Source organism: Microbacterium sp. CPCC 204701, assembly GCF_004010105.1.
GTDB lineage: Bacteria > Actinomycetota > Actinomycetes > Actinomycetales > Microbacteriaceae > Microbacterium.
Genome location: NZ_RRYE01000040.1, coordinates 1 through 15,382 on the forward strand (window position 1 = coordinate 1; position 15,382 = coordinate 15,382).

Annotated in this window: 13 protein-coding genes; 5 read left to right on the plus strand and 8 right to left on the minus strand. The window is 69.5% G+C overall.

The features are described 5' to 3' along the window. Positions 1-14: 14 nt before the first annotated feature. Complete coding sequence (locus EIO58_RS04965) at positions 15-1,484, plus strand: carboxylesterase/lipase family protein (protein WP_127818567.1); 1,470 nt, start codon at positions 15-17, stop codon at positions 1,482-1,484. 18 nt (positions 1,485-1,502) lie between these two features. Here EIO58_RS04965 and EIO58_RS04970 read toward each other — a convergent pair whose 3' ends face one another. The 6 genes from EIO58_RS04970 to EIO58_RS04995 form a co-directional block, all read right to left on the minus strand. Further along, positions 1,503-2,225, minus strand: a complete 723-nt coding sequence (locus EIO58_RS04970; protein WP_240658575.1) for a DUF559 domain-containing protein — start codon at positions 2,223-2,225, stop codon at positions 1,503-1,505. 377 nt (positions 2,226-2,602) lie between these two features. Further along, positions 2,603-3,589: an LLM class F420-dependent oxidoreductase gene (locus tag EIO58_RS04975; protein ID WP_127818569.1), complete on the minus strand. Its 987-nt coding sequence runs from the start codon at positions 3,587-3,589 to the stop codon at positions 2,603-2,605. Between the two features lie 10 nt (positions 3,590-3,599). Continuing rightward, entirely contained in the window at positions 3,600-4,526 is a 927-nt protein-coding gene (locus EIO58_RS04980; RefSeq protein WP_127818576.1) for a DNA-methyltransferase, read from the minus strand. A gap of 23 nt (positions 4,527-4,549) precedes the next feature. Next, the gene (locus EIO58_RS04985; protein WP_127818570.1) at positions 4,550-5,599 is read right to left on the minus strand and encodes a lipoate--protein ligase family protein; all 1,050 of its coding nucleotides are present in this window, start codon (positions 5,597-5,599) and stop codon (positions 4,550-4,552) included. 466 nt (positions 5,600-6,065) lie between these two features. Next, entirely contained in the window at positions 6,066-7,568 is a 1,503-nt protein-coding gene (locus EIO58_RS04990) for a glycoside hydrolase family 32 protein (protein ID WP_127818571.1), read from the minus strand. Between the two features lie 134 nt (positions 7,569-7,702). After that, entirely contained in the window at positions 7,703-8,551 is an 849-nt protein-coding gene (locus EIO58_RS04995) for a choice-of-anchor L domain-containing protein (protein WP_127818572.1), read from the minus strand. Between the two features lie 277 nt (positions 8,552-8,828). On the opposite strand from EIO58_RS04995, the gene EIO58_RS05000 reads away from it, so the two are divergent. Further along, complete coding sequence (locus EIO58_RS05000) at positions 8,829-10,463, plus strand: glycoside hydrolase family 68 protein (RefSeq protein WP_205789140.1); 1,635 nt, start codon at positions 8,829-8,831, stop codon at positions 10,461-10,463. Between the two features lie 134 nt (positions 10,464-10,597). Here EIO58_RS05000 and EIO58_RS05005 read toward each other — a convergent pair whose 3' ends face one another. Then, positions 10,598-11,449 (minus strand): alpha/beta fold hydrolase, encoded by an 852-nt coding sequence (locus EIO58_RS05005; RefSeq protein ID WP_127818573.1) that lies wholly within the window; start codon positions 11,447-11,449, stop codon positions 10,598-10,600. 103 nt (positions 11,450-11,552) lie between these two features. Between EIO58_RS05005 and EIO58_RS05010 the strand changes: the two genes are divergently transcribed. Together EIO58_RS05010 and EIO58_RS05015 are read left to right on the plus strand one after the other, a co-directional pair. After that, positions 11,553-12,017 carry a MarR family winged helix-turn-helix transcriptional regulator gene (locus EIO58_RS05010; RefSeq protein ID WP_127818574.1) on the plus strand — a complete coding sequence of 155 codons (465 nt, stop codon included), beginning with the start codon at positions 11,553-11,555 and terminating at the stop codon, positions 12,015-12,017. Between the two features lie 5 nt (positions 12,018-12,022). Then, the gene (locus EIO58_RS05015; RefSeq protein ID WP_205789142.1) at positions 12,023-13,363 is read left to right on the plus strand and encodes an MFS transporter; all 1,341 of its coding nucleotides are present in this window, start codon (positions 12,023-12,025) and stop codon (positions 13,361-13,363) included. 47 nt (positions 13,364-13,410) lie between these two features. On the opposite strand, the gene EIO58_RS05020 is transcribed toward EIO58_RS05015, so the two are convergent. Further along, a complete protein-coding gene (locus EIO58_RS05020; RefSeq protein WP_240658576.1) occupies positions 13,411-14,814 on the minus strand; it encodes a D-alanyl-D-alanine carboxypeptidase family protein in 1,404 nt (467 codons plus the stop codon). A gap of 123 nt (positions 14,815-14,937) precedes the next feature. Here EIO58_RS05020 and EIO58_RS05025 point away from each other — a divergent pair. Next, the coding region (locus tag EIO58_RS05025; RefSeq protein ID WP_164861531.1) for a LacI family DNA-binding transcriptional regulator at positions 14,938-15,382 on the plus strand (445 nt) is incomplete at its 3' end.

The following is a 15,382-nucleotide window of genomic DNA, read 5'->3' on the forward strand; positions in this document are numbered from 1 at the left end:
GCGCTCCGGGCCCCGTGGTCGCGACCGCCTCCGGTCGCGTGCGCGGACTCTGGCGCGGCGAGCGGGGCAGCCGCGGAGCGTCAGCCGCGTTCCTCGGCATCCCGTTCGCGAAGGCGCCGGTCGGCGACCTGCGGTTCGCCGCCCCGGTCCCGCCCGAGCCGTGGGACGGCGTGCGCGATGTGCTCGAATACGGCGCGACGGCGCAGCGTGGCGAACCGGGCATCACCCTGATCCCCGAACCGTCGATCCCGGGCGACGCGACACTCAACGTCAACGTGTTCACGCCGGCCCCGGCGCAGACGGACGCCGCGCTGCCTGTGCTCGTGTGGATCCACGGCGGCGGGTACATCTCGGGCTCTCCGGCGAGCCCCTGGTACGACGGCCGGGCCTTCAACCGCGACGGCGTCGTCACCGTGTCGATCTCGTACCGGCTCGGGTTCGACGGGTTCGGGCATATCCCCGGCGCCCCGTCGAACCGCGGCGTGCGCGACTGGCTGCTCGCGCTGCAGTGGGTGCAGCACAACATCGCGTCCTTCGGCGGCGACCCCTCGCGGGTCACGATCGCGGGTCAGTCCGCCGGCGGCGGGGCGGTGCTGACGCTGCTCGGGATGCCCGAGGCACAGCCCCTGTTCCACGCGGTGTACGCGCTCTCGGGCGCCGTCGCCGACGTCTCGCTCGAGCGTGCCCGCACGGCCTCTGCCCACCTCGCGCACCTCGCCGGCGTGGCGCCGACGCGGGACGGCTTCGCGTCGGTGCCGGAAGACACGCTCCGCGTCCTGCAGGAGAAGGCCGGCGCCCCGGACTCCACCGATCGGATCGCACCCGTCCGCGCCCTGCTCACCGATGGGCTGCCGTGGGGTCCGACGATCGACGGCGAACTGCTCGCGCAGCCCACGCTCGCATCGCTGCGGTCGGGGGTGGGTGCCGGCAAGCCCCTCGTTCTCGGGTCGACCGACGACGAGTTCACGATGGTCATGGACGACGCCAAGCGCGCACTGCGCCTTCTGCCGGCGGCTCTCGGACTCGCCAAGCTCGGCCTGCCTCGCGAACGCCGGCGGGCCTACCTCGCCGACAACGGGCCGCAGCGCCGCAAGGGCACGGCGGCCGTGCTCGGCCGATACGTCACCGACGTCGTGTTCCGTTCAGAGGTCGTGCGGATCGCCGAGGCGCGCGGCAGCGCTCCGACGTGGGTCTACCGCTTCACGTGGCCGTCGCCGACACGCGGCTGGGCGCTGCACTGCCTCGACGTGCCGTTCTGGTTCGACTGCCTCGACGATCCGCACGTCCGGACGATCGCCGGCGATGCTCCCCCGCGACGACTTGCCGACGCCGTACATGGCGCCGCGGTCGCCCTCATCCGCGGCGGCGACCCCGGATGGCGCCCATGGTCGGACGCCCCCGGAGCCACGCGCATCTTCGGGGCCGAGGCATCCGCCCCCGACGTCCTGCCGGACGGCTACGCCGGGGTCCGCGCCCTCGTCTGACCCCACCGTGTCGACGAATCAGGAAACACGCCGTCGGACAAGCGCTGCGCTCGCGCTCGACCCGCGCCGTTCCTGGTTTCTCGACACCCTGCGCCGCGAGGCTGCCAACCCGCGCAGCGCGGCGAGCACGTCATCCGGGTTCCACATGATGTCTTCGGCGATCGGTCGGTAGGTGGCGTAGCCCGAAGCGGCAGCCGTCTGGTCGCGCCTGCGGTCGCGCCGTTGCGCCTCCCAGCTCGAGTGGTGCGCCTCACTGTCGCACTCGATGATCAACCAGCCTTCCACCACGAAGTCCACAGTGCCGACGCCGGGGATCGGCACCTGCACCTCGAAATGCAGGCCGAGCGATCGCAGCATCAACCGCACCAGAGTTTCGGGACCCGACCCGCTCCTCCCGTCGACGAGCCCGCGCAGCACGGCGAACCGGAGGGGCAATGCACGGAACAGCTCGTCGAGGTCGTCGTGAGCCAGTACTCCGCCGTTGAGCGCAGAGTCGATCGTCGCGACAGCCGCACGAGGCGGCTGGCACCGGACCGCCTGCAGGAGAGCGTCGAACGCTTCGATACTCGTCGCCCGAGGATGCGGCTGACGACGCAGCCGTTCCCAGTGACGACGGACCGCTCGCGCCTCCCGAGGGAGGCGCGACGAGGTCGGGGGCAGGTGGACGTGCAGCGAGTCGAGGTTCAGCACGAACACGTTGAGGCGCCGCAGCGCGCTGATGCACGCCAGCCGCCCGCCCATACTGCAGGCGGTGACCACATCCGGTGGAGCGTCTGGCGGCAGGTACCTGCCTCCACGGGGTCGCAACAGCCGCCCGCTCCGCACTGCGGCGGTGATGGCGCGGTCGTCCCATCCGCGGCTGCGGAGATCGGAACGGCGAAGGAACGCAGAGCCGGGTTGCAGGTTCGACACTCCGCCACGCTGCGGCATGTGACTCGCATGCACGCACCACCGGTCGTGATCTGTGGACGCCCGGCACGTGGCGTCACTTGTGGAGACGCCGTAGAGAGTTCAGGAGACCCGCCGTGTTGGAGCCCGCCAACCGCGGCCGGAAGCCAGTTCCTCCTGTTTGCTCGACAGCCGGCCGATACCCTCGCACCACCACCGCGGCGGGGTCGTCAGCTCAGGGCGCTGACGACCTCGCGCTCGAAGAGCTCGATGCCCGAAAGGTCGTACGCGGCCTCGGGGAAGTAGTGGATCGCGTACGCGATGCCGTGCCGCTCGCGCTCGGCGAGGCGCTCGGCGACCTGCTCGACCGAGCCGAACGCCGGAGAGTCCCGGTACTCCTGCTCGAGCTTGTCGGCCCGGTCCTGTCCGAGGTGCGGGGTCAGCCGAGCCATCACGGCTGCGAGACGCTCGTGCGCCTCTGCCTCGGTGGCGCCCACGATCGTATTGAAGTTCGAGGTGCGCGTGATCGAGGCGAAGTCGCGGCCGATCGCGTCGCAGTGCCGGCGCAGCACCTCGCTCTTGCGGTCGATGTCTTCGAGCGATCCGGCGTAGTTCGTATACGCCGCGTACTGCGCCGCGATCTTGAGCGTCACCTTCTCGCCGCCGCCGGCGGCCCACATCGGGATGCCGCCGTCCTGCAGGGGCAGCGGCCGCACGAGCGCCCCGTCGACCTGGTAGAACTCGCCGTCGAGGGTCGCCCGGCCGGTGGTCCACGCCTGCTGCATGATCTCGACGCCTTCGCGCAGCATCCGCAGGCGCTCGGGGATCGTCGGGAAGCCGTAGCCGTATGCCCGCCACTCGTGCTCGTACCATCCGCCGCCGATGCCCATCTCGACCCGGCCGCCCGAGACGATGTCGACGGTCGCGGCGACCTTGGCCAGGTACGCGGGGTTGCGGTAGCCCATGCACGTGCACATCTGCCCGAGACGGATGCGGCTCGTCGAAGCCGCGAAGGCCGCCATGAGCGTCCACGCCTCATGCGTGGCCTCCTCCGAGTGCACCGGCGTCGTGTGGAAGTGGTCGTACACCCACAGCGACTCCCACGGTCCGGCGTCGGCGCGCTGCGCGAGACCGTTCATCACCTCCCAGTGCTGTTCGGGGTCGATGCCCACGAGGTCGAATCGCCAGCCCTGGGGGATGAAGGTTCCGAAGCGCATGATCCCCAGCCTATGGGTGAGACGGATGCCCCGGCTCGGTCGGCTGCGCGAAGACCCGGGCGTGCGGCAGCCGGTCGCGCATCACGGCGACCGCCTCGGGATTGTGGTCGACGAGCACGGCGTGCCGCCCGAGCGCCGACGCGACCGCGCCGGTCGTGCCGCTGCCGGCGAAGAAGTCCAGGACCCGATCGCCGGGCCGCGAAGAGGCCTGCACGACGCGACGGAGAATCCCCTCGGGCTTCTGCGTCGGGTAGCCGGTCTTCTCGCGGCCGGTCGTCGGCACGATCGTGTGCCACCACACGTCGGTGGGGAGCTTGCCGCGCTCGGCCTTCTCGGGGGTCACGAGCCCCGGCGCCATGTAGGGTTCGCGGTCGACGGCGTCCGAGTCGAACCAGTAGCACTGCGGATTCTTGACGTACACCAGGATCGTGTCGTGCTTGGTGGGCCAGCGCTTGCGCGTCTTCGCGCCGTAGTCGTACGCCCAGATCAGCTCGTTGAGGAACCTCTCGCGCCCCACGAGGGCGTCGAGCAGCACCTTCGCGTAGTGCGCCTCGCGGTAGTCGAGGTGCAGGTAGAGCGTGCCGTCGTCGGCGAGCAGCCGCCAGGCCTCCAGCAGCCGCGGCTCGAGGAACCCCCAGTAGTCGTCGAACCGGTCGTCGTACGCGCGCAGGTCGCCGCGGATCCGCACATACTCTCGCCCGTGGAAGCCGCGCCGCACGATGGCCTCAGAAGAGCGCGACGGATGCCGCGACCGCGCCGTCTCGAGCGCTCGCTCCTGAACGCGGCCGGTGTTGAAGGGGGGGTCGAGGTAGATCAGGGTGAACGACTCGTCCGGCAGCCCGCGGACGACCTCGAGGTTGTCGCCCTCGTGGATCTCGACCGACCCGACCTCGGGCGGAGCCGCCGGCGCCTCGGGTTCAGCAGCCGCGGCCGTCATCGCGGCCGGGGCCGTGGCATCCGTCACGGCACGCGCCGCAGCCATGCGTCGGTGGCGAACTTCGACGCGACGAGCGCCTCCGCCTCGGCGTACTCGTCGTCGGTGAGGTGGCCGGGCACGGCGCCGTAGAGGTTCGCGAACGTGTCTTTGAGCCTCTCGATGACCGCCTCGCGCGGAAGCCCCGTCTGGCGCCGGAGCGGATCGACGCGCTTGGCGGCCGAGGTGGTGCCCTTGTCGCTGAGCTTCTCGCGCCCGATGCGCAGCACCTCGGTCATCATCTGACCGTCCATGTCGTAGCTGAGCGTCGCGTGGTGCAGCACGCCGCCGTTGGCGAGCCGCTTCTGCGCGGCACCGCCGATCTTGCCCTGCGGCGAGGCGATGTCGTTGAGCGGCTGGTAGGTCGCCTCGATGCCGAGCGTGCGCAGCGCCTGCAGCACCCAGTCGTCGAGGAACGCGTACGAGTCGGCGAACGTGAGACCCGCGACGAGGGATGCCGGAACATACAGCGAGTACGTCACGATCGAGTTCGCCGCCATGAGCATGGCGCCGCCGCCCGAGATGCGGCGGACGACGTCGAACCCGTGCCGGGCCGCGCCGTCGGGGTCGACCTCGTTGCGCAGCGACTGGAACGAGCCGATCACGACGGCGTTCTCGTTCCACTCCCACAGGCGCAGGGTCGGGCGCCTCCGGCCGTCGCCGACGCGGCCGGTGAGCACTTCGTCGAGCGCGAGGTTCATGCGCGGCGAGACCGGCTTCTCGTGCACGATCTCCCAGTCGAAGTCGCGCCATCCCGGTGCCGTGACGAGGGCGCGTCGCACCGCGGTGCCGACCGCCTCGGGCGTGAACCCGAGCATCTGCGCGCCCGCCGGGAGGGCCGAGCGCACGGCCGCCGCGATCGTGGCCACGTCGGCCTCGACCGGCAGCCCGTTCACGGCTGCGTCGATGTCGCCGAGCGCGTCGTCGGGCTCGAGGAAGAAGTCCCCCGCGAGGTGGAAGTCCGCAATGCGCCCGTCGCGCTCCTCGAGGTCGACGACGACGAGCTTTCCGCCCGGAACCTTGTATTCGCCGTGCATCCTCTCAGCCTATTGCGCGCATGCGTGAGGGGGCGGATGCCGCAGCCACGGCATCCGCCCCTTCGCTGTTCGCTCAGTCAGACGTGCAGGCGCGTCCGTCGAGCCAGAGGATCCAGGGCTGGTCGGGCTCGCCCTTCACGTGAGCAGGGCGCTGGGCCCGTTGCCCGGGCGGGCCGCTGCGGTCGTGGCGATGGCCGCGCCGTCCTGGGTGAACGTGCGCGCGTCGCCTTGCGCACCGTGTGCTCGCACGAGAAGAAGAACGTCAGACTTCCCGACGTCGACCTCCAAACACCCTTGCCCGAGAGCGACCACCGCGAGATCTTGGGAGCGCTCCCACGGTGGTCGCTGTGGAAAGGATCGCGCATGCGCCGGTTCGCGTCAACAGAATGCGGCGATCCTGCTTGGTGATCAACCTGCAGGCGACTCGAACCCTCAGACCGCTCCAGCGATGCGTGCGCGCCTGATCTCAGTAAAGGTCGTGCACGTCGATGCCCTCCACGACGAGGTCCGGGCCACGGTTGACAACCGAGACGTCGTTGCCATCTGGGAACACGAGAGAGGTGAGCGGCGGGTCTCCGGCATCGGTGAACACTTCCAGCGTGAGGCCGTCGACGATGATATCGAACGTCACAGCCCCGTCCGTCCACGAGAACGGGGCTGTCGCGGTGTCACGATAGGAGGCAGGAAGCGCGGGCGCGGCGAGGTCGCCGGCGCGGACCACCGACACCGCTGCGGCATCGACGTCCACATGCACGTCGACCGCCGACCCGTCGCCCCCGATGCGGATGTCCAGGGCGCCACCGGCGGCCTGAGCCTGGTCCAAGGTGACTTGGATGCGTCGCGCCACAGCCGAGGGCGTCGCGATCTGCGCCGATCCGCCGCGGGGAAGGGCGAGGTCGTCCCGCTCGTCGACGATGACGGAGTCGGCATCCAGCCCACTGACCGGCCAGGACCGCAACTGCGGGGGACCGCCGTCGCGCGATTCGAGACGGATGATGCGGACCAGCGACTGCGCGCCGCCATGCCAGGTCCGGGTCGGCAGGTCGTCGGCGTACGCCCAGTTGTTCACCCACCCGAGTGCATAACGCTGAGCCAGTTGAGTCGGCGCGGCCGCTCGCGGGTCGGTCCACGTGACGCCGGCGTAGAAGTCCGGCCCTTCGTCCAGCCACTGCGGATCGGGCTCGTCGGGCTCGAACGTGACACCGTCCCAGTCTCCGGTCCAGTACACGTAACCGGTCGTCCTGCCTGACGACGAGCCGTTCGCGCTCGTTCCGAGCACCCACGTAGTCTCACCAGGGTCGGCATCGACGGACATCTGGAACAGGTCCGGGCACTCGAGGAGCGCCAGTTCGTCGCTGACGAATCCCGATCGATAGGTCCATCGGATCAGATCGGGCGAACTGTAGAAGCCGATCTTGCTGCCTTCCGCGAGGGCCATGACCCACTGCGATCGGGCCGCGTCCCAGACGACTTTCGGATCTCGCCAGTTCTCTGCGCCGGGATTGTCCATGACCGGGTTGCCACGGTAGCCAGTGAACGTCATTCCTCCGTCAGCGGACCAGAAGAGGCTTTGACGTTGGACTCCGGCGTCCTGCTGCGTCGCGAGCGCGACGACGGTGCCGCGGCCGAACCCAGCCGTGTTCTCGACGTCCACCACTACACTGCCGGATTGAACGTCCCCGAGGCCGTTCTCATACTTGTGGATCGCCACGCCTCGGTTCGTCCAGTGGATGAGGTCCTCGGAGGTCGCGTGGAACCACTCAGTGCCTTCCCCCTCGGGGTAGTCGGCGTTGTACAGGTAGTAGAGGTTCCAGCGGCCGTCTGCGAAGAAGGGGCGCTGCGGATCGTTCATCCAGTGATCGGGCGGTGTGAGGTGGAGCGACGGCCGGTGAGGGTCGTCCCCGCTTCCGGATGTCGGTGAGGGGATCGACGGTGGGTCGAGCTCGGGAATGCAGCCCGTCAGGCTCATCGCCGCTGCCAGAACGACCAGCGCGAAGCGACCCACGTCGCGACGCCCGTGGCGCCGTCGCCGCGGCCGTTCGGCGGGGTGGACCGTGCGAAGCGGATCCGCCCCACCGTTGCTCCCCGGCTCCGCAGCATCCCTCAACGCAGCGTGCCCCGCGACAATCGCGTTGAGATGAGCAGCGTCGTGTCAAGGTGGCCGTCCTGGGTGTCGCCGACGGCGAATGTGACCGTGGATCGCTTGAATCGCGTCACCTCCGCGGAGCAGGTCAGCTGGTCGGTGAACCCATTGAACTCGGTGTCGAACTGCGTGCCGGGATTCTGGCCGTCCATGTTGTTGTTGTAGAGGTCCGCATTGACGCCGGGACCGATCGTTCCGACACCCGTTGGTTCGCCACTGGGCAGAGTCGAGCACAGCTCACCGTTCACCCAGACAGCTACGGCGTCGTGATAACCGCGCTCACTCCATCCGGCGTACTCTTCGCTCCCGACGAGGTAGGAGATTTCGATCTTTCGCGTGAGCGGGAGAACGGTGAGGGTCAGGGTCGCGGTGTCGTACGTCGACGTGCCGGCCACCTCTGTGAGCGCCTCGTCGCCCTCCCCCCCGAAGTCTCCGGTGGTCGTCAGCTTGTCGTTCGGCCCGAGCAGCGCAGACGAGGTGAAGTCGACATCCGCATCGGAATTCGGGTCGGCGTCGATGAGGCTGCCCGTGCTGAGAGCAAGTCCATGTCTCAGCCGCTCCTGGCCGATATCGAGACCGGCATAGGCACCCATCTGCACGTCGTTGCCTCTGAAGGAGGCATTCGTGACGATGAGGCCCCCGGCGAGGAGAGGCACCGTGAGCGCGCGCACGTTCACATCCCTCAGCGTGATGACGCGTCCAGCGGCCCCGGCGGGTGCCGCGGCGAGGATCCCGGTCAATGGGATCGTGGCGGCAAGGGCGATGGCTATCGCCCGGCGCACGGCCGTCTTGCGTGATGTCTTCTGCATCACCAACTCCTTGATTCGATGCCCGCGCGAAATGCGGGCGGCTGCGGTGTTGAAGAGGGGTTCGTCGCCACGTCAGGAGCCGTCCGAAGAGTAGGTCACCATCGGCACTGCATTGAGGGGGTTGCGCGGGGCAGGCCAGTGTGCAAGCGGACGGGGCGGCCCACGCGGCGGACCGCTTCCCCTTGACTGCGCGCCGACCCGGAGTAATGTGCGCCGCAAGGGGTTTCACACGCCGCGTTCCGAGCCTTCTCGTTCCGACTATCGAAGGCAGAGAAACGTGAACACATACAGAAGGCGACTCGGCCTGGCTGCCGTGGCCGCCACGATCGCACTCGTTCTGACGGGTGCCTCCGGTTCCGCTGCGCAGGCACCGACGCCGATCCAGCCGGTGCCGGGATTCCCTGCACCCACACCGCACACGCAGGAGGCATTCGACCCCGAGGGAGACTTCACCGCGCGGTGGACCCGAGCCGACGCTCGTCAGCTGCAGGCGATGTCCGATCCGGATGCTGCCCCGCGCACGAACTCGATGCCGGAGGAATTCACGATGCCGAGCATCCCCCAGGACTTCCCCGACATGTCGAACGGCCAGGTGTGGGTGTGGGACACCTGGACCTTGACGGACGAGAACTCGGACCAGCCGAGCTTCAAGGGCTGGGAAGTCGTCTTCTCGCTCGTGGCCGACCGCAACCTGGGCTTCGATGAGCGGCACCAGTATGCGCGACTGGGGTACTTCTTCCGGAGGGCCGACATCCCTGACGAGGAACGACCGGACAACGGCGGCTGGACGTACGGCGGCCACGTCTTCCCGGACGGCGCCTCCGGCGCCATCTTCGAGGATCGCTCCTTCAGCCATCAGACGGAATGGTCCGGTTCGACACGCATCTTCGACGGCAACAAGCTGCGCATCTTCTACACCGCCGTCGCTTTCTACCGCGACGCCGAAGGCCAGGACGTCAAGCCTGCTGATCCCCGGATCGTGCAGAGCGAGGGTCGCCTCTTCGCCGATGAGAACGGCGTGTGGATGACCGGCTTCCGCGACCAGCATCAACTGCTCGTGCCCGACGGCACGTACTACCAGACCAAGGAGCAGAATCCCTTCGTCAACTTCCGAGACCCCTTCACGTTCGAAGATCCTGCCCACCCGGGTAAGACCTTCATGGTGTTCGAAGGCAACACCGGCGGACAGCGCGACGAAGTCGAGTGCACCGCCGAAGACCTCGGCTACTCGCAAGCCGATCTCACCGGGGACGACCCGCTCGGGGAGGTGCCCGTCGGCGAGGGCGTGCCAGGCGGCCCGCCGGAGGTTCCCGCCGACGCCAACCTGCGAATGGGCAACGTGGGGCTGGCGGTGGCCGAGAACAAGGCACTCACCCGATGGCATTTCCTGCCGCCCATCCTGTCCGCCAACTGCACGACCGACCAGACTGAGAGGCCGCAGATCTACATCGACGACGGCAAGTACTACCTCTTCACCATCAGTCACCGCTCGACGTTCGCGCCCGGGATCGACGGCCCCGAAGGCGTGTACGGGTTCGTCGGCAACGGCGTGCGCAGCGACTTTCAGCCGGTCAACCGCGGCTCTGGACTGGCGCTCGGGAACCCAGCCAATCTGAACTACCCGGTCGGTGCGCCGTTCGCCCCCGATCCGAACCAGCATCCCGGCCAGTTCCAGTCGTATTCGCACTACGTCATGCCGGACGGCTTGGTGCAGTCGTTCATCGACACGATCGGCACTTCGGAGGACTTCCGCCGTGGAGGCACCCTGGCCCCGACCGTGCGGATCAACATCGACGGCGTCGACGTCACCGTCGACCGCACGTACGGCGACGACGGCCTCGGCCGCTACGCGGACATCCCATCCAACTACGAGTTCCCGGTGCCGAACACGCCGGACCCGCGCCCGTTCTGACATCCGACCGTGGGGGCGCCGCGCCCCCACGGGCGACTACCGCCGTCTCTACGCGGCGATCGATCAGATTCGCACGTTCCAGAGCCCGGATCGGGCGGATGCCGGAGTCCGGCATCCGCCGGGGTGACGTGCTATCAGTCGCGCGCGGGGAAGCGCCGGTCGAGCCACGCGAGCAGGTCCGCCCGTACGTCGTCCTGCATGACCTCGTTGAAGATCTCGTGGCGCGCTCCGGGATAGACGAGTGTGGTCACATCGGTGAACCCCGAGCGCGTGCGGTAGGCGTCGGCGAGCCGATGCACGCTGCGCGGGCCCCCCACGGTGTCATCTCGCCCGACCATGAGAAGAGTAGGGATGTCGCGGCCGAGGCCTCTGCGCGGCAGGCCGTACAGCCGCGCGGCATCCACGATGCCGAAGAGCTTCAGCAGCGGCTCGTCGGTGGTGAGTGGGTCGTCGAGGAACGCGCGACCGACGGCATGGTCGGATGAGAGCCACTCGGTGCCCATCGCATCCGGTCCGCGCCAGGGCTTGTTCAGGTCGCCGCCGTTGAGCGACCCGGGCCACCGCAGCGCCGAGCCGCTGAGCACGAGGGCGTCGTACGCCTCGGGGTGGTCGTTGATGAGCATCTGCGCGACGAACGAGCCCCATGAGTGCCCGAGCAGCACGAGCGGCAGACCTGGGTGCTCGGCGCGAGTGCGCTGCGTCAGCTCCCACACCGCGGCGATCGCAGCGGGCAGGCCGCCGGGACCCAGTCGGCCGAGCCTCGACGCGTCGCCACCGTGGTGGCCCATTCCGGTACGGCCGTGACCACGGTGGTCCGCGGCATAGACGGTGTAGCCGTCCGCGGCGAGCGCCTCGATCAGCGTGGCGTGGCGGCCGGCGTGCTCGCCGACGCCGTGCAGCAGCTGCACCACCGCACGAGCCTCGGTCTGCGCCGGGTGGACGTCGTAGACGATCGCGACGCCGTGTGCATCCGTGAACTCGGGCATGCGGAGCAGTCTATGTCGACGGATGCCGGGACTGCTGTGCGATCGGCGGACGAGGCATCCGCGCTATCTTTAGCGACGCTAATGAGCTACGCTAAGTAACCGCATGAGCACCTCAGACAACATCACGGACGACACCGCAACCGACTCCCCCGACCACTCGGAGGCCGCCTCGACGTTGCGGATCGCGACATTCCGCCTCGCACGGCGCATGCGCACACAGCGCGCGGTCGACTCGATGAGCGACGGCCAGTTCGCCGTGCTCGCGGCCCTCTGGACCCACGGGACGCACACCCTCGGCGAGCTCGCCGACCGCGAGCGCGTATCGGCGCCGTCGATGAACCGCACCGTCAACTGCCTGCAGGAGTCCGGCTACATCACCCGCTCGGCCGATGAGAACGACGGCCGCAAAGTCGTGATCGCGCTGACCGACGACGGCCGCGCGGTCGTCGCCGAGACGGCCCGGCGTCGCGACGCCTGGGTCGAGGCGGCGCTCGCCGAGCTCACACCGCAAGAGCGCGAGACCATCGCCGAGGCCGCCGAGATCATGGCGAGGATGGCCGCGCGATGAGCTCGATGTTCAGGTCCTTCTCGGTCTTCAACTACCGGGTCTGGTTCATCGGGGCGCTCGTGTCGAACACCGGCGCCTGGATGCAGGCCACCGCCCTCAGCTGGGTCGTGCTCACCGAGCTCACCGACAACGACGCCGCCGCGATGGGCATCACCATGGCGCTGCAGTTCGCCCCGCCGCTGCTCCTCGTGGGCGTCACGGGCTGGGTCGCCGACCGGTTCGACCGGCGGCGGCTGCTCGTCGTGACCCAGGGCGTGCTGCTGCTCCTCGGCGTCGCGATCGGCATCCTGCTGCTCCTCGGCTCGATGACGCTGCCGATCATGTACGCGTTCGCGCTGGCGCTGGGCGTCATCGCCGCGTTCGACAACCCGGCGCGGCAGGCGTTCGTCTCGGACCTGGTCTCGCGCGAGGCCGCCTCGAACGCGGTCGCGCTCAACGCGGCCTCGTTCAACGGCGCGCGCATGATCGGACCCGCGATCGCCGGCATCGTGATCGTCGCCGTGGGCACGGGCTGGGTGTTCCTGGTCAACGGCGTGACTTTCCTGGCGATGATCGTCGCGCTGCTGCTCATCCGCACCGACCAGCTCGTGCCCCGCGTGAAGGCACCTGGCGCCTCGCGCCTCGCCGACGGGTTCCGCTACGTCGCGCGGCGTCCCGACCTCATGGTGACGTTCGCGATGGTGTTCATCGTGGGCGCGTTCGGCATGAACTTTCCGATCTTCGCGTCGACGATGGCGCTCGAGTTCGGCCAGGAGGCCGACGGGTACGGGCTGCTCAGCTCGATCCTCGCGATCGGGTCGCTGGCCGGCGCGCTGCTCGCGGCGCGGCGCGATCGTGCCCGCATCCGCGTCGTCATCGGCGGCACGCTGCTCTTCGCGGCCGCCGCGGGGGTGTCGGCCGCGATGCCGTCGTACTGGGCATATGCGGTGACGCTCATGTTCACCGGCTTCGCCGTCGTGACGATGCTGACCACCGCCAACGGGTACGTGCAGACCACGACCGACCCGGCCCTGCGTGGACGCGTGCTGGCCCTCTACATGGCGATCCTCATGGGCGGGACGCCCATCGGCGCACCGATCGTCGGCTGGGTCGCCGACGAGTTCGGACCGCGCGCGGCGATCCTCCTCAGTGCCGTCGCAGCGCTCGTCGCCTTCGCGGTGGGTGCGACCTGGCTCGTGGTGTCGGGCCGCCTGCATCGGCACGAGCAGAGGCGCTTCCGCCTGACGATCGACGAGACCCGACCGCTCTCCGTCGTGCCGCCCGAGGAGTTCAGCGACGCCGTCGCCGGCACGACGCCGATCCACCTCCCCGTCGAGGACGACCCGCGCGAGCGCCGCAGCGCGTGAGGTGCGGGCGTGCGCCGCGCGCGGCGGCGTCAGGAGCCTCATGCCTCCTAGGAGCCGGTTTCGGAGGCGGCGAGCAGTTCGGCGGGGTGCGTGAGCCGCCACCACTCGGTGGGCGGCGCGATGTCGCCCACGATGTGCACGTCGGCGGTGGTGGTGTTCGGTCCTGCGGTCCACGTGATGGTGCCGATCACCTCGCCGTCGGCATAGGTCTCGGGTGTCGTCGTATCCACCGTGACCGTGATCGGGGTGTCGGACCACGTGAAGATCGACGCGTGCTCGGCCACGGCAACCTCAGCGCTCTCGCCCCACGGCGTCGAGAACGAGCCGAGCAAGTCGCCGCGGGCCGCGAGCGGCACCGGATGGAAGCCCTCGCGGATGCTGGTCAGCAGCCCGACGACGTCGCTGCCGAGCGACTGCCGCGTGGCTCCGCCGAGCATCACGCCCGTCACGCTGAGCCGCTCCGGCATCCCGACGTCGAGGGTCGCGGTGTACAGCAGGTTGTAGCTGCCCGCCCCGAGGTTGCCGGTCTTGAGCCCGGTGATCCCCTCGGTGCCGAGCAGATTGTTGGTGTTCGACATCGCGCCGATCCTCGGGTGCGAGAACGACGTGGCACCGCCGATCTTCGCGATCACCGGATCGGCGGCGGCGAGCTTCCCGAGCGCGATCAGGTCGCTCGGCGTGCTGGTGTTGCGAGGGTCGATGCCGGTGGGGTCGACGATCGTGGTGCCGGTGAGACCGTGGGCCGCGAGCCACTCCCGCGCTGCGCGGAGGAAGGCGCCCTGTGAGCCGTACGCCCACGTCGAGATCGCCTCGGCGTAGTTGCTCGCCGAGGGGATGAGCATCGTGGCCAGCGCATCGCGCAGCGACATCGAGCTGCCCGCGGGCATCTCGGCGATCGTGGCCCCGAGCACGTAGTACTCGTCGTAGAGATCGTGGTCGGCCTCGCTGAAGGTGATCGTCGGGCCGGGGTCGTCCACGCCGGCCAGGGGCCTGGCGTCCAGCACGACGAGCGCCGTGATGAGCTTGGTGATGCTGGCGATGGAGCGCGGCTCGTCCGTGCCGCTGGACACCCAGATCCCGCTCGCCTCCGCCCCGAGGTAGGCGTCTGCGCCCGAGATGCTGATGGCCGACGCGCCTTCGGTGGGCAGGGCGATCGCGGCCGCGGCGGGCGTAGGCGCCTGCGGAGCGCTCCACGTCCCTTCGGGCGAGCCCAGGGGGGCGGTGAGGGCCCAGCCCGTATAGCCCCCGACGGTCGCGAGGATCACCAGGATCACGACCGACACGATGATGCCGGCGCGCCGGCGCCGGGCCCGCCGCACGCGGGGATCGACCCGTCCGCGCCCCACGGCGAACTCCTGCTCGTGGCTCATCAGCTCGGCGAGGTCGGCGAGATCGTCCGGCGAGTGGTGCGTCGTCATCGAGGGGCCCTGTCGGTAGTCCTGGTCCATCATGCAGCACCGCGACGACGGAGCACGGTCGGGTGTCGCTTGCGAGCACCGAAGAAACCGGTTCCTTCCTATGATCGTGGGAGAGCTCGGCATGTGCCCGCCGACCCGCTCACGGAGGACCTCGACATGACTCGCACGCTCGATGGACGCACGGCGACGATCGGCGACGTCGCCGAGACCGCCGGCGTCTCCCGCGCCACCGTCTCGCGCGTGCTGAACGGCCGTGCGACGGTGGACCGCGCGCTCGCCGAGCGCGTGGAGGCCGCGATCGCCCAGCTGGACTACCGGCCGAGCGAGACCGCCCGCAACCTCTCTCTCGGGCGCACCAACACCATCGCGCTCCTGGTGCCGGACCTCGGCAACCCGATGTTCCAGGCGATCCTTCACGGCGTCACCCTGCGAGCGGCGGAAGACGGATTCCAGGTGCTGGTGGGCGACACGCAGGAGCGCCCCGAGCTCGAGCGCCGCGCCGCGCTCGACGCCCGCAGGCGGTGCGACGCCCTGCTGCTGTGCGCGCCGCGCATGCCCGACGATGAGCTGTCGGCGGTGCTGGCGCAGGCGCGGCCGGTCG

Bases quoted from the DNA above. Each gene is read 5' to 3' on its own strand.
- EIO58_RS04990 (WP_127818571.1), bottom strand. From the start codon at position 7,568: ATGAGCCTGACGGGCTGCATTCCCGAGCTCGACCCACCGTCGATCCCC.
- EIO58_RS04995 (WP_127818572.1), bottom strand. From the start codon at position 8,551: ATGCAGAAGACATCACGCAAGACGGCCGTGCGCCGGGCGATAGCCATC.
- EIO58_RS04985 (WP_127818570.1), bottom strand. From the start codon at position 5,599: ATGCACGGCGAATACAAGGTTCCGGGCGGAAAGCTCGTCGTCGTCGAC.
- EIO58_RS05010 (WP_127818574.1), top strand. From the start codon at position 11,553: ATGAGCACCTCAGACAACATCACGGACGACACCGCAACCGACTCCCCC.
- EIO58_RS04970 (WP_240658575.1), bottom strand. From the start codon at position 2,225: ATGGGCGGGCGGCTGGCGTGCATCAGCGCGCTGCGGCGCCTCAACGTG.
- EIO58_RS04975 (WP_127818569.1), bottom strand. From the start codon at position 3,589: ATGCGCTTCGGAACCTTCATCCCCCAGGGCTGGCGATTCGACCTCGTG.
- EIO58_RS05020 (WP_240658576.1), bottom strand. From the start codon at position 14,814: ATGATGGACCAGGACTACCGACAGGGCCCCTCGATGACGACGCACCAC.
- EIO58_RS05015 (WP_205789142.1), top strand. From the start codon at position 12,023: ATGTTCAGGTCCTTCTCGGTCTTCAACTACCGGGTCTGGTTCATCGGG.
- EIO58_RS04980 (WP_127818576.1), bottom strand. From the start codon at position 4,526: ATGACGGCCGCGGCTGCTGAACCCGAGGCGCCGGCGGCTCCGCCCGAG.
- EIO58_RS05005 (WP_127818573.1), bottom strand. From the start codon at position 11,449: ATGCCCGAGTTCACGGATGCACACGGCGTCGCGATCGTCTACGACGTC.